Genomic DNA, 21,676 nt, shown 5'->3' with positions numbered 1-21,676 from the left:
AAAAAGGAAGGATACTATTAACTGAAATTAGGGATTCCAGGGGGATTATATGTGGATTAAGAAACCGTTTTTTATGTATATAACAGGAGCCATCCTTGTGCTGACTGTTATTTTTTTGCTGGGTAAGATAGATTGGTTCATCTGGCCTTTCCGGAAGCTTGTGGCGACCATTTTCTTCCCCATCCTGATATCGGGCCTTCTTTATTATATCCTTAGGCCAGTCATCCGATGGCTGAGCAGCTATATACCGAAGACTGCTTCCATCCTCATCGTATTCGGCACGCTGATTGGGATCGGAACCGGAATATTTTATTTCGGCGGAAGCCTGATAGCAGAACAGATTAGCCAGATATCTGACTCTTTCCCTGACAAAATGGAGGACCTTACGTCCGAGACCAAAGAGATGGTTGATAAAAACGACTTTGGCTTCCTTTCCTATGAGGAGATCGAGCAAAAGGTCCTTTCCTATTCGCAATCATTCTTTAATACAGTCGGCAGCAATCTGACCGGAATCATATCAGCCATAACAAGCGTCGCTACCGTATTGGTTGTTGTTCCCTTCATTGTGTTTTATTTTTCAAAAGATGACGAAAAGCTCCGGCCAAAACTGCTGAAATGGATACCGGATGAGCACAAAATAGAAGGAAACCGGATATTGCTGGACATCGACAAAACCTTATCAACTTATATCATCGGGCAGTTTATCATAGCTTTTGCCGATGGTGTCCTGATGTATATCGGTTATCTGATTATTGGACTGGATTATGCTTTAGTACTGGCATTGTTCGCCACCTTCCTGACGGTAGTCCCATTTCTGGGACCCCTTCTCGGCGTCATTCCTGCCATTTTTGTCGGGTTGATGCAGGACCCTTTTATGGTAATCAAAATCCTGATTGTCCTTGTTGTGGTCCAGCAGCTGGAAGGCAATCTCATCACTCCGCAGGTGATGGGAAAAAGGCTGAACATCCATCCGCTGACAGTCATCCTTGTCCTGCTGGTTGCCGGTTCCCTATACGGCTTCATCGGCATCCTGGTGGCCATTCCATTCTACTCTGTTGTAAAGGTGATTGTGAGGGATTTCTGGAAGTTCTACCGGCTTCGCCATTTAACAGGTTCCATTGGAAGCAAACAATGATGGATACGAACAAGAACCGCATGGAAAAATTCCAGGCGGTTCTTTCTTTCATTATATAAGCGGCCCTTTGAGCCATCAATTGCCGGTTGCCGGGAAATACACTCTTACTTTAGTCCCTTGGCCTTCTTCACTTTCGACTTTTATTCTTCCACGATGGTCGTCAGCAATTTTATAGCTTGTCATCAGGCCCAGTCCGGTTCCCTTTTCCTTTGTTGAATAAAATGGCTCTCCGAGATTGGCCAGTCTATCTTCTGGAATGCCGCATCCGTTATCCTCTACGATAGCGCATATCTCCCCGCCATCCTTACAGGTGCGGATAATGCTGACTCCCTTTTCTTCAATGGCATCAAGCGCGTTTTGAATAATGTTTATAAAAAGCTGCTTAAGCGAGTTGAGGTCTCCAAGCAGCTTATAGCTTGCATCTCCAGGCTCAAACACGATCTCTTTATTGTTCATTAAGGCCTGCGGCATCAGCAGATCAACCACATGCTTAATTAAATCATTCAGATCCAGAACTTCAACTTTCGTGCTGTGCGGCTTTGCCAATGCCAAAAATTCCGTGATGATCCGATCAATTCTGTTGATTTCATTAATAATGATAGATGAAAAAGCCGGATTAAAGCTTTGTCCGTTTGAGAACAGCTGCATAAACCCTTTGATTGGTGTAAGAGGATTCCTTATTTCATGGGCAACAGCGGCGGCCATTTGGCCAACTACCGCCAGCTTTTCAGACTTTCTCAGCAGTTCATCTGTTTCCATCCTTTTCTGGATGTCCCGGGATACGGATAAAAAATGCGCCCCATTTTCATGTGCATATTCACCAACGGCTTTAACATGAGACTCTATCCAGATATAATTCCCATCTTTCTTTTTAATTCTATGCGTAACCAAAACTGGTTCGCCGAATGTTCGTATCTGCTGATGCTTCCTTTTCACATCTTCAATATCTTCGGGGTGTATGAGCTGGAAAGCGTTCAGCTCGAGCATTTCCTCAGGCTCGTATCCCAGGATCCGCTTAACCGATGGAGATGCATACAGATATGTAATATCCTCCTTGTGCAGGATAATCAAATCGGAAATATTGTCTGCCAGAAGCCTGTAATTCTGCTCGCTTTCTTCTCTTTTTGTTTCCATGAGCTTCTGCTCAGTAATATCAAAGATCTGCCCGAACATATACTTTATGTCCTCTCCGTCTCCTTTGACAAGAGACAGAATCAGCAGGCCATTTTTATGTGAACCATCTTTGCAGATATAACGCTTCTCCAACTCACATTCCGTCCGTTTTCCGTCCAAAATTTCGTTGATCAGCTCTAAATCCTTTTTATAATCTTCCGGGTGGCTTACATCCTCCATTGTGTGGCCTGCCCATTCTTCCATTGAATAGCCAAGAAATTTACAGAAAGCCTCATTTACGATTACTTGATCTATACTTCCAATCACCACAGTCTGCGGGATCCTTGATTGATAAAAAAGCTGCATAAACATGTTATAATTCTTCATATTGCCTCCGATAAAGCTTAAAACGTTATTACCATCTTACTAAATATTGATCTTTTTATACAATCATTATCGGGATAATCCAAATATCATCAGACTTAACAAAAGTTTTTTTCCTAGTATAATGGAAAGGAATCCAAACATATTTAGGAGTGATACTGTGGCTAACAGCAATATAAAGCAAACGGCAGACCTGATCAGGAAACTTGTTTCCATACCCAGTCCATCCGGGAATACCAGTGAAGTAATTTCCTTTGTTCAGAATTATCTTGAACAGCTTGGCGTACATACATACCAAAACAGGAAAGGCGGCCTCATCGCCACCCTTCCAGGAAAAAATGAAAAGCAGCACCGCATGCTCACTGCTCATGTTGACACATTGGGGGCAATTGTAAAGGAAATCAAACCGAATGGCAGGCTCAAAATCGATCTGATCGGGGGATTTACATACAACTCGATTGAAGGCGAATATTGCGAGATAGAAACTGCAGATGGAAAAAAATATACCGGAACGATCCTCATGAAGCAAACCTCTGTACATGTGTATAAGGATGCGGCAAAAGCTGAAAGAAACCAGCTGAACATGGAAGTGCGCATAGATGAAAAGGTCCACAGCAAAGAGGAAGTGCTTGCCCTTGGCATTGAAGTGGGAGATTTTGTATCTTTTGATCCGCGTGTTCAGGAAACAGAATCAGGATATATCAAATCGCGCCACCTGGATGATAAAGCCAGCGTCGCAATCCTGCTTCAGCTGATCAAGACTTTAAAAGAAGAGAATATCGAGCTGCCTTACACGACCCACTTCCTGATTTCGAACAACGAGGAAATCGGCTATGGCGGGAACTCCAATATCACTCCTGAGACTGTTGAATACCTGGCTGTCGATATGGGTGCGATGGGTGAAGGCCAGTCAACAGATGAATATACGGTGTCCATCTGTGTGAAAGATGCAAGCGGCCCCTATCATTACGGACTTCGGAAGAATCTCGTTAAGATTGCAAAAGATAACAATATCGACTACAAGCTTGATATCTACCCTTATTATGGATCAGATGCTTCTGCTGCCATCCGTTCCGGCCATGATATCATTCACGGACTGATCGGGCCGGGGATCGACTCCTCACATGCCTATGAGAGGACTCACATGGAATCCCTCGACAACACCGCAAGACTGCTTCTCCATTATGTACAATCTGAGCTTGCCAATTAATGCAAAAGAGGATGCGTTCATCACGCATCCTCCTTTTTACTCCTCTTCAGGAGGCCTCTTCCCTCTCTGAAGCTCCCATATGCTCAGCCCAAAATCATATTGCAGATGAGGGTAATCCTTGAAGCTGCGCCAATCGCCGCCCCATTCAAATCCAAGACCCTTTGCAATCTCTACTACCTCATCCCAGTCAGCCCGGGAATTGCCGTTTCCGTCATAATTCATATCCCATATGACAGCTCCGTTTATGGAAAGAAGGGCAAAATCAATGGCAAGGCCATAATTATGGTATGACTCCCCGCCTTTGGCATTAGTCACGATATCTCCTTCAGCGGTCCGGCCTTTAGCATATAATTTATCCTGCTCTTCAATACTGCGGAAGTCCTGTGTAATGACAATATTGATCCCTTGATCCGCCGCCCGGCTGATCAGTTCATCCTTTTTGGCACTAACAACCGGATGAAGCTGGACCGGCAGGGGTGCATCCTCGTCAAAGCCATTATCAATATGAAAATCGATTTCCGGAAGCTGTTCTGCCTTCATGAGAAAAAGCAGATAGGTCATCCCGGCAATCAATATGAAAATCCAGAAGCCTGATCTTTTAACCGGCACTTTGTCAGTCCTTTCTATATATAAGGCTGTGATAAACATTGCTGTTGAATATAGCCGTATACAAATAGATATAAAAAAAGATGCGGGGCATCATCTAAAAATCTGCCTTACATCTTGTATCTTATTATACTAGGAAATTGTTTATTCAGTCTAGAATGAAGCTGCTGTGCGTGCTGGCTGTAAAATTTCAGCGGAGTAAAATGACTCATCTGATTAAAAGGAAGATGAAGGATCTTTTGCAGGTGGATGATTATAAAAAAAGACAGCTCTTTCGAAAAGAGCCTGTCCAATGTAATTCCCATAGATTTGATTGCAGCTAAGTGCATCCTTTTGAAGATATTTATTTATATTTATACGGCACAGCTTCAACATTAGAAGCCTTGGTGCCCATTATAGCAAAGACTTTGCCCCAAGATACCTAGTCTTCCAATATGATAAAGTCATATCACTGATTGTGACACCTGTTGAAGAACCAGAATGGATGAACCGGTTGCCCCCAAGATAGATTCCTGCATGTGAAGGACCTGTCCCGGTCTCAAAGAAGACGATGTCTCCCGGTGAAGGGGAAGAGACTGCTTTTCCAGCCCCCCAGATTGTCGCAACTGTCCTTGGGATTGAAACTCCTGACTGCTTGAAGACATAGTTGATATAGCCGCTGCAGTCAAAACCGGAAGGTGTACTTCCTGCCCACTTGTACGGAACGCCTATATACTTTTTCGCTTCGCTGATCATCTCATCGGCTTTCGAGGAAACAGATGCTGGTGCTGGAGGCTTCTCAGCCGCAGCTGTGCCGTTCAATTGGAGCTTCTGTCCGGCATAGATCCGATCGCTTGAAAGATTATTCACTGCCTTCAATTGAAGTACAGAGATATTGTTCCTGCTGGCAATGCTCCAAAGCGAATCTCCTTTTTGCACAGTATAACTTGACCCGGTTTGGGCTGGTGCTGAATTCTGCACTGGAGCATTGGCAGAGCTGTTCGTGGCAGATGAGCTGACCGAAAGCCGGTGTCCTTTATAAATTGTATCAGTTGACAGACGGTTCCATTGCTTAAGCGATGCGACGCTGACTTTGTATTTCAAGCTGATACCCCATAGTGTGTCTCCTGCTTGTACAGTATGTACTGTCGTGCTCGCTGCTGCTGCAGGCTGAGAAGCGTGGCTGTGCGGAGCAATAACAGACAGCTCCTGCCCCGTATAGATGACTGTACCGCTGAGCCCATTCCAGCTTTGAAGCTCGGCTGTATTTATATGATATTGCCTCGAGATTTTCCAAAGGGTGTCTCCTGAGGCTACCTTATGTGTCTGTTCATGTGCGCTTGCTGAACCTTGAAAAGGAGTCAGCATAAAGCCTGCTGCGGCTGCCATTGTTATAAGTTGTTTTTTCATGGTGTACACTCCTTTAATTTCTTTCACACCCTAATTTTAGTAATCATTAGATTAGAATAATATGTGTAAAAAATGGAGTGCATGGAATTTACTATTCATATAGGATAATTAAGGAATACTATCTTTGAATTCCCATAAACAAATAGGTTAATTACCCCATGTCTTAATCTTCTAAACTTACACAAAAATAATTTCCACCGTCAAAAGACATAAAAATTACGACAAAATCCAGAAGGTAATTTATTCCTCAGTTATTCTGCTGATTATCTCGTCCTGCTTAAAAAGTACTTCTGCTCTTTGCCAAGCCTAAAAATGAACGCAAAGGACTAAGAAATGCGGGAATATTTTACCTTATCCAAATATTAAGAATAAATTAGACTATTACTTGCCTATCAATTTTATCCAGGGAGGAATAGTATGAAAAAAACTTTTATTTCTATGTCACTAGCAGGCGTATTGGCTTTGGGGGCTGTAAATGCTCCTGCGCTGGCCCAGCCGAAGGAAGCTCCGAAGCTTGAAGTTCTTCATGGCCTTGAGAATAGTCTCATCAAAAGGATTTCAGCGGAAAAAATCTATCAATCCATTATGGATCTCTCACAGTCTCCGCGCGTGGCAGGAACAGCTTCTGAAGATCAGGCAGTAGAGTATATAAAGCAGAAATTTGAAAGTTATGGCTATAAGACAGAAATCCAGCCTTTCACCTTCTATGGCTATACCCCGCCTGAGAAGATTGAATTAACCGTCAACGGAGCGGAAGAGCCATTATCCCCTGCACCTTTCACTTATACAGTTAACGGGAATGTTACCGCTGAACTGGCAGAAGCCGGCTTGGGAACAAAGGAAGACACTGCAGCTGCTGATCTGGACGGTAAGATTGCACTGATTCAAAGAGGGGAAATCAGCTTTGCCGAAAAGGTATTGAATGCTGCTGAACAAGGTGCTGCAGGCGTCCTGATCTATAATAATGCTGATGGTCCGCTGAGCGGGACACTCGGAGAAGCCAATGAGGAGTACATACCTGCTGCAGCTTTATCAAAAGCTGCAGGTGAAAACCTGCTAGCAAGACTCACAGCTGGCGAAACCGTCACTGCCAACCTTGTCATCGAGGGCGCTGACGCCAGTGAAAAAACATCTCATAATGTAATTGCCGTTAAAAAACCGACTAATAAAAAGAAAGATACAGGAGAAGTCATTGTGCTAGGCGCACACCATGACTCTGTAGCAGGGGCACCGGGAGCGAATGATGATGCATCCGGCACAGCGATGACTTTGGAATTGGCAAGAGTGTTCAAAAACATTCCTACTGATTCAGAAATCCGCTTTGTCACATTTGGCGCTGAAGAGCTCGGCTTGCTTGGATCACGCTATTATGTGGAGAATCTGTCAGACAAGGAGCAGGATAGCATCATTGCCAACTTCAACCTTGATATGGTCGGAAGCAGGGATGCAGGCGACCTGGTCATGCTGACGGCTGATGGAGAACCGAATCTGGTGACAGAATTGGCTCAGAAATCCAGCTTAAAGCTGAATGGGGCAGCAACACCGTATGGCCAGGGAGGACGGAGCGACCATGTACCTTTTGCCGAAGCAGGCATCCCGGCAGCGCTGTTCATCCACAGCCCGAGTGAGCCATGGTACCACACACCAGAGGACACCATTGATAAAATCAGCAAAGACAAGCTTCAGGATGTAGCTGAAATCGTGGGATCAGCGATATATGATCAGGCGAAATTCGACCGGAAGCTGCCTAAGCCGGAGAAAGGGAAAAAGCATAAAACACCTCATTTATATCAAGAACAGGAAGTAAAATAACGAAGAAAAGCACCCTCCATGGGTGCTTTTCTCTATTTTTTCCAGATCCTTGTATTGTCTTCCCTCACGGTCAGCTTCAGCTCATCAAGCCGCTCAAGGAGAGGGATGATATATTTCCTCGATAATCCCAAAAGATCTTTAGCTTCGCCCACTTCAAAAACGCTTCCGGTTCCCGCCTTCAGCTTTTCAACCGCATCATTGAAAATGTCTGAATGATAGTAATACTGGCCATCAATATGCTCGATTCTGCCTGTATCTGTCAGAAAGCGGACCATATCAGCCTTCAAATCTTCCGGAATACCCGAATTGGCGAAATAGTCATCAAGGTATTGAACCTGCAGTCCATCTTCCCTTATCTGCTCCAGCATATTTTCAGCCCGTTTTTGCCAGCTTTTCGGAATATTCCTTTCAAAGCCTGAAGAAAACAGCCATTGCTCTTCTTTAATCCATTTCCCATCCAAGATTCCTTTTTCAACCGTATAATCCACCAGGCTTTTGCCGAAGATGCCTGCCAGCGATTGGACCAGCTCTGCTTTAAGGATCCCTTTCCTCATCGGAAAAGCAGAGTGAAATTCGCCAAGCTTCGCACCTGCTTCCATGGAGGCATTTTGCACCGTTTCGCTGTGAGCAAAGTCATTGGGCCCGATTTTTACAAAGTCATCTTCCTGAAGCACCTGCAGGACAGTCTCTTCGTCCACACCGGTTAAATGGGCAAGCTCTGAAGGCTTCATGCTGCTGTTCACTCTAAGGACATCGCTGATCCTCTCAAGGGGAGAACCTTGTTTTTTCTTATCAAGAAGCTCAACGGTATGCTTGCCAAACTTATATTTCCGGCCATGCGGATCAATGACCCATCCTCCGCCGATGGTTTCAGCGGGGCTCGGCCTCCTGAGGATGAACCGGTCTCCCCGCTTTGTAACCACCTCTTCATCCAGCCTGATCTGGCATAAGATTTCTTCTTTATCTTCCTTCAGCTCGTTGCGGTCAAAAAATACAATCCGGCCCATCACTTCTGCTGTTCCGATATGGCATTTGACAGGCATACGCTGTTTGATGACAGATTCCAGCCCCTCTGCCGTCCTGATGCTTGCATCAAACACATTTGTCACTGTAAAACTGTCAGCGGAAACAAGGACCTGCCCCCGGGCGGCATCTTCTTTTGCAACCCCGGACAAGTTGATGGCTGCCCGCTGCCCTGCAAATGCCTTTTCTGCCTGCTTCCGGTGCACCTGGATCTGCCTAGCCCGCGTTTCAATGGCTGAGGGCATGATTTTCAGCTGCTGGCCTTCTTCAACAGATCCTTCATAAACGGTTCCGCGGACCACTGTTCCCTGCCCCTTTACCGTAAAGGCCTGATCGATCGGCAGCCTGAAGGCGCCTGTTGTGCAGCGGGGGGTTATTTCTTTGAGTTCATCCTCAATCAGCACTTTCAGTTCTTCAATCCCTCTTAGAGAAAGGCTGTCCACGAGAACCGAAGGAGAGCCTTCAAAAACCGTGCCTTCAAGCTCCTGCAGAATGTCCTCCTCGACAAGGCCGATGAATTCTTCATCAACCCGGTCAGCTTTAGAAATAACGACGATCCCTTTTTCAATGCCAAGGAACCCAAGAATCTGGAGATGCTCTTTTGTCTGCGGCATCACACCCTCATCGGCTGCAACGACCATGATAACAAGATCGATGCCGGCAACACCGGCAATCATCTGCCTGATAAACCGCTCATGCCCGGGGACATCAATAACAGAAATCTCCATCTCGTCATCTTCATAAAGAGGTGCAAATCCCGGCTCTATCGATATCTGCCTTTCTTTTTCTTCCTTCAGCCTGTCTGTATCTATATTTGTCAACGCTTTGGTGAGCGATGTTTTGCCATGATCAATATGTCCGGCCATACCGATCGTAAAGTATTTCTTTCCCACGAATGCACCTACTTTAATTCATAAATTTATCATCTCAGCTGGACAAGTACGCACCGATTGCGCCGCTGTATTCGCCATTTGGCAGGAAATCAGCATCCAGGCCAGTCATCATGCTGTATTTAATAAGTCCCTTTTTAAGGGCTTCATTGCCCTGCAGGGAACTTCCAATATAACAAATCTTTTTGGACTGATGAATGTCAGCAGCCCCTTTGGTCAAAAGGACTGTTGTTTCGGCAATCATGTTTGCCGCCGCTGCCATAAGATCCCCTTCGGAAGGCTTACCCGCAATATGGGCAAAATTTCCTGCCGTAAGCCTGCCGTCAATAGGAGCTTCAACATCCTTTAGCCTTTCATTCTGGCCTGCTGCAGAAGGAAGCCAGCTTCTGTCTCCATAAATATTGCTCACCAGCAGGTCGGCATTTTCTCTGTTTCCTTCGGCTGCCAGCCCCGCGAGCATCTGGTAGTCCGTTTTTCCGGAAAAAATCCTGCCAAGTCCCAGAAATGTGCCTCCGCCCACGCCGCTGCCAAGGATTCTTTCATGTTTTCCATCTTCTATTTTATACCAGGATGTGCCTGTCCCAATGTTAACGAGCAGCAAACTTTCATGCGGGAGGCCCGCTTCCTTGATCAGATGGAGAGCTCCTTCACAAGTGGCAGTAAACTCAGGGAGAACTGCAGCTTCTGGAAAAAAGGCTTCCTTGAGAATAGCGGCTTTGCCGCCGGTAAGGGCATAATCCGCAGAAGGAGCCATCGTCTTAAGCCAGTTCAGCGCCTGCTCAGCAGCATCATATTCAATTTTTCTAAAATGTAGCCCATTTTCTTCGTAAACGATCTTAATCAGAGTCCCGCCAGCATCAATCCCTATTCTCACCCGAACGCCCTCCCCTGAGTATATTAACCTCATTATAAGCAATCTTGGGAGGAGCCTGCCAGCATTAAGCCCCGTTATCCAGAGGGAGTATTCCCGCTAAAAATAAAACCCCCTTGCTGAAAGGGGGCCAATTTCTATTCCAGCATTTCGCCGGTCTGATAATCCTTCATAAAACTCTCTATTGTTTCTTCAATCATGCCGCTTTCATCAGGAACCTGGACAATCACTTCATTTCTCCCCGTAACCGGGGTTACACTCACATTCTGATAACGGTTAACATCCAGCTGGACGCGGAGGTCTTTTGCGATCTGCGCACTTTCCGTTCCATCTTTCAATAAAAAACGAAGGTTTTTCATGTAGGCAAAGCTCCTTCCACCTCAGTATCTAAAGCTTATTATTGGGCCGGAAGAAACAAACTATACTTTCTGCTTTGCCTGATGTCCCGCTTGTTTTCCAACATTCAAATAGCATACCCTTCAAGTTCTGACATGAGGTATAAAAAGCAGCCATTGCTATGTTGGTACATCTGTATTTTTCACCCCGTTAAAACCCCCGTATGTGCATGGGTCATTCAAGAAAAGCTATTTAAGAGTTTTTTTCTTCCCCCTCCAGCCATAAAAGAGCGGACCTTCCCGGACCTGTGAGGTAATCGGTGACAGGGTGAAAAATAAGCGGAGAAAATTCCCCTAATTTCGAAAAAACTCAAAAAATAGCTCAAATTGACGGAGATATTCCGACTATCGACTCAAAAAACAGGAAAAAGGGCTACTTCGCTTAACTTAACCGGAAATTTTCCGCTAATTCACACCCACTCATGCCATTTCCAGCAGCGTAACCGGAAATCCTCCGCCTATTTTTAGTCCTGCTGGTCACTCACTCAAATAGGAATAAGACTTTCTGTTTTTTAGGAGCATTCCTTCACTACCCTGCCTTTCAGCTGAATAGGCCTTGCTTTATACTTTACGAAAAGAACCAAAATTAAAAACCCCGCCTAAGGGAGGGATTTGCTGTTTACTTTCTCTTACCAAAACCAAACGGAGCCAAAAGCACATAAAATAAGATAAGTGCAATTCCTTCAAGGGACAGGATATAAAGTGGATAAGGTCCCAGAAAATCGATCAGCGAGCCATTGGAAGGCTTATAGGCAAGAAACATATAATTTCCCCCGGTCCATTTATTGGCCAGGTATGCAAGGCCTGCTGATAAATTCAGAAACAGAAAGCTCAGCCACATTCCTTTATGGTCTGGTGCAAAGCCCTTTGCAAAAACATAGAATAGGCAGGTCCAGATGATCAGTATATGAGTGATGAAAAACTGGAAATAACGAAAATGCGGATAGCCAAAAAATAATTCAGGAGTCAGCACCGCCATTAAGGCTCCTGCAATCCCGATAAAATAGACTATCTGAAAAACGAGTCTTGATCCTGATGCGAGGAGGATCAGGCAAAGAACCAGGCTGATGGAGCACAGCTGCAGCGGCAGTGTGAAGGAAACATCCCATATTCCTGCACGGTACAGCCAATAGTGATACAGCGACTCCAGGAAAAATAAACCTGAGAAGAATGTCCACCTGACCGCTTTTTCGCTCGCAGCAAAAAACTCCCGGAAGTAGTATAAAGCAAATGAGCCTGCCGCAAAAACAGCCAGCATGATCCAATGTCCTGCCGAAAAAGCAGCAAAAGGATAAAGATCCGAATTTTGCCCGAATAACTCTGCCACAGCCGAATCCCCCTTTTTATGACTTAGGCTTTTTCTTTTAATGCGAAGTTTTCAAGCTCGAGCCGCCTGGTTGTCTCCAGCTGAATGATTTCCCCTGTGTCAAAGCTGACTTCTTTGCGGAATAGAGGGCCCTCGAACACGAAAGTATGATATTCCCCTGCCTCACCCATCGGGCAGCTGTCCGTATCCCTGATATCATTTGCAAAAGAACCATCCACATCGCGGCCAAGCCACTCAGTGCCAAGGATCTCTTCTCTTACCCTGATCACTTTTGCCTTGTACCCTGAATCCGCGAATGCTTCCAACGCTGACTGCGCTTCCTCTTTTTTCATCCATAAAGGATAGGAAGCTTCCAGGCCTGCAGCGGCTGCCGCCTTTTCGCCCCAATCTCTGTGTTCATCTAAATAAAGATCCCCAAAGGCAACCGCATCGAGTTCGTATTCCTTTTCTGCATCTTTTAAAGCGGCGATAAAGGAATCTGTATATCCTTCAAACGTGCACTCAATAAAGCGGACCGGAATGCCGAGTGCTTCTCCCTGAAGGGCAATAAGCTCCTGCTTTTCACCATGGCCGAAAGTCCTGCCCAGCTCTTTTGGCACTGTTGTCAGGAGACACTCAACTTCTACCCCTTTTTTAACCATTAAATCAAGTGCCATGCAGCCGTCTTTGCCTCCGCTCCATGAAAGTGCTGCTTTCTTCATCTTTCCAACTCCCTATTATTTGAATCTTCTGCCACTATTTTACCATGAATATCAAAGCAGTGCAGATTGCTTAAGTTCAATGCTGTCGTCAGTCATTCAGGATTTCCTCTTCCAGCTCCTTGGCTTCCTTTTTAATATCATCTTCTTGCTTCAATAAGGCAAACAGCCCTTCCAGAATGATTTTTTCAGGATTGGACTTTTTGGTTTCCTCGGAGATCCTGTTTGCGATTTCTTTTAACACTGAAGACTTTTGCGGTTCCAGACTGTTCAGCTTTTGATAAAGATCTTTCCATGCCTGTTCCCTTTTTTCAAAAGAAACAAAAGCGCCTTCCTTATCCATATGAACGACAAAATGCTTCATCATTTCATCAGTAAGAACCGGATTTCCGCCCTTTTCAAGAAAAACATTCGCCACCGCATCAAGCTGCCGGACTAAATGGACGCCGATAGCATCCGGTTTGATCTTTGCCTGGTCAGACACCATCAGCATCATATATGTCCGATAGATCGATTGAATCATGAACAGCAGATCCCATTGATATGTCCTGATTCTTTCTCCATACAGCTCCAGCAGGCTTTTCTGGAGCCAGGAAAACAGCCTTCCCCGCATTCTGTGCTCCATCCCTGCAATTTTTTCGCTGTTAACAGCCGTCTCTCCCCGCATCTGCATCTTCATATAAGCTTTATATTCCAGAATTCCTTCAAACTGGGCACTGAACTGCTTTTCCAGCTTCTGCTTAGGATCCAGATCCCCATCCAGTCCGATGACTAGGACTCTTTCAAAGACGAGCTGCTGGTAATGCTCATAAATGGAAATGATCAGATCTTCCTTTGATGAAAAAAAAGAATACAGTGAACCTTTTGCTATCCCAACTCCATCCGCAATTTCCTGCATGGATGTCTGGCTGTATCCTTTTTCAGCAAAAAGTTCAACAGCTGTTTCTAAAATCGCTTCGCGTTTGTTCATCATCACACCTCATATCTTAATGCCTGCACATTCTATAAACACATTCATTCTTGACTATTCAAACGAAGTCATGCAAAAATGACCATGTAGTCAAGAGTTATTCCCTTGATAGTATTAGATATTATTTTACATTCAACAAAAAATTGACCGTCCAGTCAAACCTCAGGAGGAATGGATTATGCTTGAATGGATACTAAAAAGATCCAAAATCTTTATCATTTTGTTCTTATTATTTATTATCGTTGGCGTCTACACTTTCCTTCAGCTTCCGCAGAGGGAAATACCTGAGACTTCCATCAATATCGGGACCGTCAGCACCGTTTATCCTGGTGCAACGGTCGACAGTGTGGAAAGGAATATCACCAATCCGATCGAAACGAAGCTGCAGTCAATAGAAGGAATCGAGGAAATAAGCTCATCCTCAAGCGCAGGCTTTTCTTCTATTATCGTAACGGTTGCCGACGGAGAAGACAAAAAAGAAGTGTTCGGCAATGTGCGCCAGGCTATTTCTGACCTTACAGCTTCTTTCCCGGAAGAAGCCTTTGAACCGGAAGTCAGTGAAGCAAATGTCAAGATGCCGATTGTATCTTACCATTTGACGGGCAGCGACAGCGAAAGCCTTTTTGCTCTTCAGGACGAACTGTCACGCTGGAAAGAAGAAGTTGAATCTGTACCTGGCATTTCTGGTGCTGTCATCAAAGGCCTCCCTGAAGAAAAAATCTCTATCGAGCTTGATCCGGAGCTGCTAAAAGAAAAAGGGATCATTCTGCCGGATGTGATCAGCAGCATTAATGATGAATTCTATCCTGCACCATTAGGAAAGCAGGAAATGGATCAGGAAATTGTACAGCTTACATTAGAGCATTACGGCTCTGTTGAGGATATGGAAAAATTATTTGTCGGCAAATCGCCGCAGGGCGAGTCCGTTCTGCTTGGCGACATCGGAAAAGCTGAAGTTGTGCAGAAAGAAACGGAGGATATTGTCACCATTGACGGAAAGCCTTCTATTTCATTTACTGCCTTTGTCGAAGCAGGACAGGATATCCCTTCTGTCGATGAAGCCGTCAGCAGCCTTGTCGAAGAGCTTGGGAAAGGGCTGCCTGACGATATTGAACTTCAGCCATATTATTCACAGGCAGATCAGGTATCCGATATTTTTGACGGCCTCTATCTGTCTCTCGCCATATCAGTAGCAGCAGTCATCCTGACTACAGCTCTCGGACTGACCGCCTCAGGGGCTTTCGTCGTTGCACTCGCCGTCCCGATTTCCGTATTGATGGGGCTGATCCCCCTTCCGTTCGCCGATGTCGACTTGAACCAGATTTCTGTCATCGGGGCGATCATCGCGCTTGGTATCCTTGTTGATGACAGCATCGTCGTCAATGATAATATCCAAAGGCGCTATAAAATGGGTGAAGGCGCGATGCTTGGGGCTATCAATGGAACAAAGGAAATTTGGGTTTCCATCGTCACATCGTCGCTCGCCATTGTTTTCACCTTCCTTCCGCTTGTCTTTCTTTCCGGGGGGAACGGGGCTTTCATCAGGGCCTTGCCGACCGTTTTAATCACGACCATATTGGCATCAACACTCGTCGCATTGATTTTTGTGCCGATGATGCGCTTTATGCTTTACCGGAAAACGAGCAAAAAAGTTTCTGACGCTCCCGGGCTGCTTGGAAGGCCGCTCAATTCAATAGCAGATATTTATGCAGACAAAATCCTTAAGCCATTTTCCAAAAGGCCGAAGCTCGTCGGTTTCCTTGGCTTGATTTTTACAACGGCGATCTTCGGGCTTGCTGTTCTGACTCCTTTTGAATTCTTCCCAGCCGCCGACCGTGAAGAGGTGACGATTGATGTTACACTGCCAATCGGTGTGACCCTCGAGGACACAGCCGGGCAGCTTAGGGACATCGAAGAAATGCTGCTGACTGACCCTGGCGTCAAGGAAACAAGCGTATTCGCCGGAACTGGCCTGCCTAACCTGTTCAACAGCTCCCTGCAGGCATCCGGAGAGAATACGGGGCAGATCGTCGCAAGAGTTGACCGCAAAAACCAGACTGCCCAGGGGCTGATTGACGATTGGTCATCTGTTCTGAGGGAAGAATATCCTGATGCTGAAATATTCATGGAAACCATCCAGCAGGGCCCTCCTGCAGGCGCCCCTGTCACAGTGACGGTAAAAGGGCCCGAGATAGAGAAGCTCCTTGAACTCAGGGATACTCTGTCAGGCAAAATCGAAGACACTGGAGCAGACTTTGTGGTCGACAATATCGGAACTCCCGAGCCGGCTGTAAAATATGTCCCTGACCGTGCCAAATTAGAAGAATACGGTATCACCATCAACCAAATCAGCGAGCAGATCGGCCTGGCAACTGAAGGCATCCCGCTGCAGGCATTTGATAATGGCGTATCTAAGCGCGATATGAGCATCATCCTGGGCGACCCTGAAGAACCCCTGAACCTTGAAGAACTCGAAATTCCGGCTGCCGGCAGCACACAGGCCGGGCCGCCTGAACTAGTTCCGGTCTCAGAACTTGTGGATGAGGAAAAAACAGAAGAGATCCAGCGCATTCCCAATCTTGATGGAGACCGGGCAATTACCATAAGAGCCTTCCCAAAAGAGGAAGAAGGCTTCAAGGAGAATGTCCAGAAAATTGTTGAGGATGAGCGGAAAGCATTGGACAGCAATGATTACACTATCCAGTTAGGCGGAGAGAATCAGGCGCAAAATGACTTCTTTGCCGAAATCACAGTACTGTTCATCATTGTCATCTTCCTGGTGTATCTGCTGATTGCCTTCCAGTTCAATTCACTGGGCCTTCCTTTCCTGGTTCTGACAGCCGTTTACCTGGCGATCGCAGGGAGTATCCTTGGCCTGTTCGTGACACAGACGCCGATCTCATTCCTCGCTGTCATGGGAATGGTTTCACTGACAGGAATCGTTGTCAGGAACTCGGTCGTCCTGATAGAATTCATGGAACAGGGGCTGCGTGACGGAATGGCCATCAAAGATGCCGTAGTGGAAGCAGGCCGTGTAAGGCTCAGGCCGATTCTCCTGACCGCCCTGACATCCATCGTGGCACTGATTCCAGTCGCTGTCAGCGGAGATGCCCTCTTTACACCGCTGGCCATCACGATCATTTCGGGAATACTGTTCTCAGTGATCCTGACCGTAATCATCGTGCCGATGCTTTATCTTGCATGTAAGAAAGTACCGGCTGATAGCAAATAAATAGCAGAGCAACTTCCTGCAGCGTGCTGCAGGAAGTTTCTTTATGTTGCAGTGAAAGGGGCTTTTGGAAGTTTTGCTTTTTTATTCACGACTCTTGTCAGCCAACCTGGCAGCATTTAATCCCCATACTTCTCCTCTTACCAAACAAAAAAGGGCAGGAAATCAATTCCTGCCCCATTCATTCAACCGTTTAAAAAGTGAAACTCCGTCCTGCTTCCCATCTGGGTTGCGGTGACTTCAAGCCTGACATCGATGCGCTCCTTCAGCTCAGGCACGTGGGAGATGATGCCCACTAGCCTTCCTGTGCTTTGGATGTCGATCAAAGCTTCTATGGCCTGGTCAAGTGATTCGGGATCAAGTGTCCCGAAGCCTTCGTCGATGAACATCGTTTCAAGCGAGACGCCGCCGGCATATTGCTGGACGACTTCAGCCAGACCCAGCGCAAGCGACAAAGCGGCCTTAAAGCTCTCCCCGCCTGACAGCGTCTTGACATGGCGCTCCTGCCCTGTGTACTGGTCAAAAATGAGCAGTTCAAGCCCGCTTTGGACATTTCCTTTTGAACGGTCCGTCTTTCTTAAAAGCCGGTATCTGCCGCTGGTCATTTTAGCGAGCCTGCCATTTGCCTCCCGCAGGATGTCATCAAGGAAAGCTGCAAGCACATAGCGCTCGAACGTAATCCTGAACGTATTCTGGCCCTTGGAAATCTCAAACAGATGGCCAAGGAGGAGGTAACGCTCTTCAAGCTGTTTAATGTCTTCGTTGATTTCTTCGACTTTTCTGCTGATTTCCAGGTTTTCACGCTTCTTCAGAAGCAGGCCGGTATACTCCTCCTGCAAGGCTGCAAGCAGCTTGTCCACTTCTCCAAATTGATCCTTCAAAGCCTGGATATCCGGCTCTTTCGCATCTTTAAGCAATTCTGCAAGCTCGTGATAGCGGTCAGCCGCAGAGCGCAATTGTTCCCGGTAGTTTCTGAGCTCTGCCTGCAGGCCGTCAAGTTCCCTTTCATTCCTCTTAGCCTGATGATAGTCCTGGTAGGCATTGAAGCCCTGCCCTGCCATCCTGTCACGGAACAGCTCGCGCTCGGCGGAAAGCTTTTCGCTTGTCTGCTTCAGCCTGGCATCCGCAGCCTCCAGGCGGGTCCTTTCAATAGAATGCTTTTCCCTTGTATCTGTATAGGCGGCCTGTGCTTCTTCAAACATCCGGATGAGCTTTTCCTGCTGGCGCAGGGCAGCCTGCAGCTCATCCTCATACGCCTCCCTGGAACGAAGGTTTTCAGGAACAGTTTCCATCATCCTGGAAAGCACCGTGTTTTTCTCAGCAAAAAGAATGCCTGCTTCCTGATTGTCCGCTGCTGCCTGGCGAAGCTCATCAGCCTGCCTGCTTTTCTCACTTTCAGCTTTTTGGATTTCCTGCTCAAGCCTGTCAGCCTGAGCTGCTTTTCTGCGAAACCCTGCAAGCTCATCTTCCATCCTGCTTTTATCCAGAAGAAGCTCCTGCTTATAAGCTGTGATGGTATCCTCTGAAAGCCCCGGTTTTTGTTCTGCCAATCTGGCAGACAATTCTTTCGCCGACTCTTTCAGAGCTTTTGCTGCCGACTGGATTTCATAAAAGCGGGCCTCGGCCCTGGAACGGTCTTCCTCGCAAGAAAGCTGCTGTTTCTTGGCTGCCTCTATATCCTTTTCATCAGGAAAATCCGGTCCACCAGATACAGCTGGCAATGGATGTTCCAGGGAACCGCATACAGGGCAGGCATCTCCATCCCGAAGCTTGCCGGCGAGGATCGCCGCCTGGCCATGCAGCCATTTCTGCTCAAGCTCTGCCACCAGCTGCCTCGCATCTTCAGCGCGGGCCTGCTGCTTTTCCAGCAGCTGTTTCTGCTGTTCCAATTTTTTAAGTGATTCGGCCAGTTTCTGTTCCTGGATTTCATATTTATTGATATTTTCAAGAAGGGACTGGGAGCCTTCAAGCTTCCTTTCCATTTCCACAGCTTGCAGAAGGCTTCCATCGGCCTCTTTCTTTTCTGCGGTGAGCCGCTTTAAGGTTTCATCCCATTGCTTTTGGCCGGCCTCTAGCGTATCTATTTTTTGTTTGGAAGAAGCAAGCCTTTTTTTCAGCATCTCTGACTCTGATCTGGTTTTGGAAAGGGCCAGGACATCTTCTTTCATCGCCTGCAGCCTTGAGACAGCTTCCGCTGATTCTTTCCTTTCAGATTCCCTGTTCTTTTCATGCTGATATGCGGCTTCTTTTTGCTGAAGAAGCTGATATAATGTTTCCGTACTTTTCTCAAGCCGTTCAAATTCAGCTTTGCAATAGTCCAAATCACTTTTCAGCTTATGGCACAGCTCTTCCTGCTGTTCAAGAATTGCAGCCTTTTGAGCAAGGATAATTTCCTGGTCTTTTGCTTCTGACCATTCCTTCCGGCTTTCCAGCTCTTCTTTTTTTGCTTTCAGCTCTTCTTTCAAGGCAAGCTGTTTCAAGATTGCTTCAGCTTCGTAGATCTTCTGCTGGAGTGAATCCCTTTCCTCCTGCTTTCGGCGCCCATCCTGGACAAGCTTATCCATTTCACCGTTCAAGAGCTCGATCTCTTTTTCAAGCAGTCCGAGGATTCTGCTGTCGTTCAGCGGATCTTCTTCCAGAGCTTCCAGCAGTTCTTCCTGATAAGATGCATGAATCTGGTGCAGAAGCTGGTTTCTCCTGTCTGCCTGCTTTTCGACACTCTTCTTCAGCTCTGTTGCTTCAGTCCTGAGCTTTTCTTCAATTTTTTTATAGATTTCCGTATGAAACAGTCTTTGCAGTATAATTTCTTTTTCTTTGCTGTCGGATGTGAGAAGCTTGCGGAATTCTCCTTGGGGAATCATCAGGATTTGCCGGAATTGGCTGCTGTCGATGAGCATGATTTCCTTGACCTTCTCATCCACATCCCTGACATTGGCCGCGAGCAGCACTTTCTCATTTTTTTCATCATACAGATAAAGCTCTGCCTTGGCGCCGATTGTCGTGAAGCCATCCCCTCGCTCCTTCTTTTTTTCCTGCTGTGGAGATCTGGTGATATAGTAGGTCCGGTCGCGCAGCGAGAATTGAAGCGATACTTCTGTCAGGAGATTGTTTTCGGCAAATTGGCTTCTAAGCTCAGGGCCATTTCTGTCTTCCCCGCTTGCTTTCCCATATATGGCATAGCTGATGCCGTCAAAGATGGTGGTTTTGCCTGCACCGGTCTTTCCAGAAATCACAAACATCGTTTTGCTGCCGAGCGAGGAAAAATCAATTTCTTCGGTTCCTGCATACGGTCCAAACGCCTGCATAGAAAGCTTTAACGGCTTCATTTCAACCCCTCCTCCTTCAGCACCGTTTGAATAATATCAGCAATGGCTGACTTCTTTTCTTCTGTAAATTCAGCTTCTGTCATATCTTTATAAAATTGCTCAAAAAGATCCAGTTCGGATTTTTTCTCTTCTTTCACAGCCTGGAATGCCACTTTTCTTTTCAGGTCGGTCTGTTCGATTTTCCTGCCCAGATGGAGGACATTGGGATACTTCTGGCGCAGCTTGCCCATCGGATCAATCAGGCTGCCATCATCCAGCAGGGTGATTTTTAAATAATCCAAATGATTCTGTATGCCCGCAAATGAAGGGTCGAGAAGCTCTTCCAGGTAGCCTTCAATCTCGTGCATATCCTGCTTGGGCGCAAGAGAATGCTCACGGATTTCAAAAGAACCGCTGTCATCCATTTCAATGATGGATACTGACTTTTTCTGCTTTGCTTCCGAAAATGAATATTTTAACAGTGAGCCTGCATATCGGACCGTATCATGCTTGATGGCGTCCGGACTGTGGAGATGCCCGAGCGCCGTATAGGAGAAAGGAGCAAACAGATCGGCCGTGACGCATCCTGACCCTCCGACTGACAAGGTCCTTTCCGAGTCGCTGGTCTGGCCTCCCAATACGAAAGCATGGCCGACAAGCACATTGGGTTCATTATGATTGATTGTTTCTTCCATTCTTCCTATGATGCTTTTCATGGCATCCTGATGGGAGTGGATAGAATCATCTCCCAAAAGCTGTCTGACAGTACCTGGTTCTGCATATGGCAGCAGGTAGAAGTTAACCCCATTTATATGTACAGGCCGAAAGCTGGCTTCAATATTTCCGTTCAGATAAAACTGGCTGTGCTGATACCACGAGCTGCCGAATGACAGTCGTTCTGCACTGTCATGGTTGCCGGAAATTGCCACAATCGGCGTTTTCAAATCGATATTCAGCTTAAACAGGGTTTCGTCCAGCAGCCGGACAGCATCTGTCGGCGGGACGGAACGATCATAAAGATCGCCTGCAATGACAACGGCGTCGGGTTTTTCCTCTTCCACCAATTTGACAAACTGCTGAAGCACCTCACGCTGATCTTCGGTCATATACACACCATGGACAAGTTTCCCCAGATGCCAGTCTGCAGTATGAATAAACTTCATGATTCTCCCCCTCTTTTTAACCTGATTGCTTCTCTTTCAGAATCCTATCATTATATCAAAAAGACGATAAAGAAGGTTTCTGAAAAAATAGGAAGCATTCCCAGACAGAATGTTTGTTCTCTTATTTTAACAGAAAAAGCAGCTTCTTTCTGAGGA

The 21,676-nt window shown here is 46.3% G+C and carries 15 protein-coding genes; 4 read left to right on the top strand and 11 right to left on the bottom strand.

Annotation, left to right across the window (positions count from 1 at the left end; translation table 11 throughout):
• The first annotated feature begins 49 nt into the window (after positions 1-49).
• Positions 50-1,135, top strand: coding sequence for an AI-2E family transporter (locus AC4E8B_RS10880; RefSeq protein ID WP_490218904.1), 1,086 nt, complete (start codon positions 50-52; stop codon positions 1,133-1,135).
• Between the two features lie 75 nt (positions 1,136-1,210).
• Here AC4E8B_RS10880 and AC4E8B_RS10875 read toward each other — a convergent pair whose 3' ends face one another.
• A complete protein-coding gene (locus tag AC4E8B_RS10875) occupies positions 1,211-2,635 on the bottom strand; it encodes a PAS domain S-box protein (protein ID WP_490218903.1) in 1,425 nt (474 codons plus the stop codon).
• 172 nt (positions 2,636-2,807) lie between these two features.
• Here AC4E8B_RS10875 and AC4E8B_RS10870 point away from each other — a divergent pair, with 172 nt between their 5' ends.
• A complete protein-coding gene (locus AC4E8B_RS10870) occupies positions 2,808-3,842 on the top strand; it encodes a M42 family metallopeptidase (RefSeq protein ID WP_490219626.1) in 1,035 nt (344 codons plus the stop codon).
• A gap of 36 nt (positions 3,843-3,878) precedes the next feature.
• On the opposite strand, the gene AC4E8B_RS10865 is transcribed toward AC4E8B_RS10870, so the two are convergent.
• Entirely contained in the window at positions 3,879-4,490 is a 612-nt protein-coding gene (locus AC4E8B_RS10865; protein ID WP_490218901.1) for a M15 family metallopeptidase, read from the bottom strand.
• Between the two features lie 351 nt (positions 4,491-4,841).
• On the bottom strand, positions 4,842-5,837 hold the full coding sequence (locus AC4E8B_RS10860) for a C40 family peptidase (protein WP_490218899.1): 996 nt from the start codon (positions 5,835-5,837) through the stop codon (positions 4,842-4,844).
• Positions 5,838-6,254: 417 nt separating this feature from the next.
• Between AC4E8B_RS10860 and AC4E8B_RS10855 the strand changes: the two genes are divergently transcribed.
• Positions 6,255-7,649 (top strand): M28 family peptidase, encoded by a 1,395-nt coding sequence (locus AC4E8B_RS10855; protein WP_490218898.1) that lies wholly within the window; start codon positions 6,255-6,257, stop codon positions 7,647-7,649.
• Between the two features lie 32 nt (positions 7,650-7,681).
• On the opposite strand, the gene selB is transcribed toward AC4E8B_RS10855, so the two are convergent.
• From selB to AC4E8B_RS10825, 6 genes are all read right to left on the bottom strand, one after another.
• The gene (selB, locus tag AC4E8B_RS10850) at positions 7,682-9,565 is read right to left on the bottom strand and encodes a selenocysteine-specific translation elongation factor (protein ID WP_490218897.1); all 1,884 of its coding nucleotides are present in this window, start codon (positions 9,563-9,565) and stop codon (positions 7,682-7,684) included.
• Between the two features lie 34 nt (positions 9,566-9,599).
• On the bottom strand, positions 9,600-10,436 hold the full coding sequence (locus AC4E8B_RS10845) for a type II pantothenate kinase (protein WP_490218895.1): 837 nt from the start codon (positions 10,434-10,436) through the stop codon (positions 9,600-9,602).
• A 134-nt stretch (positions 10,437-10,570) separates the two neighbouring features.
• Entirely contained in the window at positions 10,571-10,792 is a 222-nt protein-coding gene (locus tag AC4E8B_RS10840; RefSeq protein WP_490218893.1) for a hypothetical protein, read from the bottom strand.
• A gap of 655 nt (positions 10,793-11,447) precedes the next feature.
• Positions 11,448-12,155 carry a YwaF family protein gene (locus AC4E8B_RS10835; protein ID WP_490218891.1) on the bottom strand — a complete coding sequence of 236 codons (708 nt, stop codon included), beginning with the start codon at positions 12,153-12,155 and terminating at the stop codon, positions 11,448-11,450.
• A gap of 23 nt (positions 12,156-12,178) precedes the next feature.
• A complete protein-coding gene (locus AC4E8B_RS10830) occupies positions 12,179-12,856 on the bottom strand; it encodes a Dph6-related ATP pyrophosphatase (protein ID WP_490218889.1) in 678 nt (225 codons plus the stop codon).
• Positions 12,857-12,944: 88 nt separating this feature from the next.
• The gene (locus AC4E8B_RS10825; RefSeq protein WP_490218887.1) at positions 12,945-13,826 is read right to left on the bottom strand and encodes a TetR/AcrR family transcriptional regulator; all 882 of its coding nucleotides are present in this window, start codon (positions 13,824-13,826) and stop codon (positions 12,945-12,947) included.
• 175 nt (positions 13,827-14,001) lie between these two features.
• Between AC4E8B_RS10825 and AC4E8B_RS10820 the strand changes: the two genes are divergently transcribed.
• A complete protein-coding gene (locus AC4E8B_RS10820) occupies positions 14,002-17,055 on the top strand; it encodes an efflux RND transporter permease subunit (protein WP_490218885.1) in 3,054 nt (1,017 codons plus the stop codon).
• Positions 17,056-17,237: 182 nt separating this feature from the next.
• Here AC4E8B_RS10820 and AC4E8B_RS10815 read toward each other — a convergent pair whose 3' ends face one another.
• Together AC4E8B_RS10815 and AC4E8B_RS10810 are read right to left on the bottom strand one after the other, a co-directional pair.
• A complete protein-coding gene (locus AC4E8B_RS10815; protein WP_490218883.1) occupies positions 17,238-20,378 on the bottom strand; it encodes an AAA family ATPase in 3,141 nt (1,046 codons plus the stop codon).
• On the bottom strand, positions 20,375-21,520 hold the full coding sequence (locus AC4E8B_RS10810; RefSeq protein ID WP_490218881.1) for an exonuclease SbcCD subunit D: 1,146 nt from the start codon (positions 21,518-21,520) through the stop codon (positions 20,375-20,377). Before AC4E8B_RS10810 ends, AC4E8B_RS10815 begins: the two co-directional genes overlap by 4 nt.
• Between the last annotated feature and the right edge of the window lie 156 nt (positions 21,521-21,676).

The sequence above is a fragment of the Bacillus sp. SRL543 genome (assembly GCF_984799205.1).
The sequence above is the reverse complement of the archived record's forward strand: the minus strand, read 5'-3'. Positions and strand labels throughout refer to the sequence as shown.

Excerpts from the sequence above, each read along its gene's own strand:
- AC4E8B_RS10880 (WP_490218904.1), top strand. The coding sequence starts at position 50 with ATGTGGATTAAGAAACCGTTTTTTATGTATATAACAGGAGCCATCCTT.
- AC4E8B_RS10875 (WP_490218903.1), bottom strand. The coding sequence starts at position 2,635 with ATGAAGAATTATAACATGTTTATGCAGCTTTTTTATCAATCAAGGATC.
- AC4E8B_RS10865 (WP_490218901.1), bottom strand. The coding sequence starts at position 4,490 with ATGTTTATCACAGCCTTATATATAGAAAGGACTGACAAAGTGCCGGTT.
- AC4E8B_RS10860 (WP_490218899.1), bottom strand. The coding sequence starts at position 5,837 with ATGAAAAAACAACTTATAACAATGGCAGCCGCAGCAGGCTTTATGCTG.
- AC4E8B_RS10855 (WP_490218898.1), top strand. The coding sequence starts at position 6,255 with ATGAAAAAAACTTTTATTTCTATGTCACTAGCAGGCGTATTGGCTTTG.
- AC4E8B_RS10840 (WP_490218893.1), bottom strand. The coding sequence starts at position 10,792 with ATGAAAAACCTTCGTTTTTTATTGAAAGATGGAACGGAAAGTGCGCAG.
- AC4E8B_RS10830 (WP_490218889.1), bottom strand. The coding sequence starts at position 12,856 with ATGAAGAAAGCAGCACTTTCATGGAGCGGAGGCAAAGACGGCTGCATG.
- AC4E8B_RS10825 (WP_490218887.1), bottom strand. The coding sequence starts at position 13,826 with ATGATGAACAAACGCGAAGCGATTTTAGAAACAGCTGTTGAACTTTTT.
- AC4E8B_RS10820 (WP_490218885.1), top strand. The coding sequence starts at position 14,002 with ATGCTTGAATGGATACTAAAAAGATCCAAAATCTTTATCATTTTGTTC.
- AC4E8B_RS10815 (WP_490218883.1), bottom strand. The coding sequence starts at position 20,378 with ATGAAGCCGTTAAAGCTTTCTATGCAGGCGTTTGGACCGTATGCAGGA.
- AC4E8B_RS10810 (WP_490218881.1), bottom strand. The coding sequence starts at position 21,520 with ATGAAGTTTATTCATACTGCAGACTGGCATCTGGGGAAACTTGTCCAT.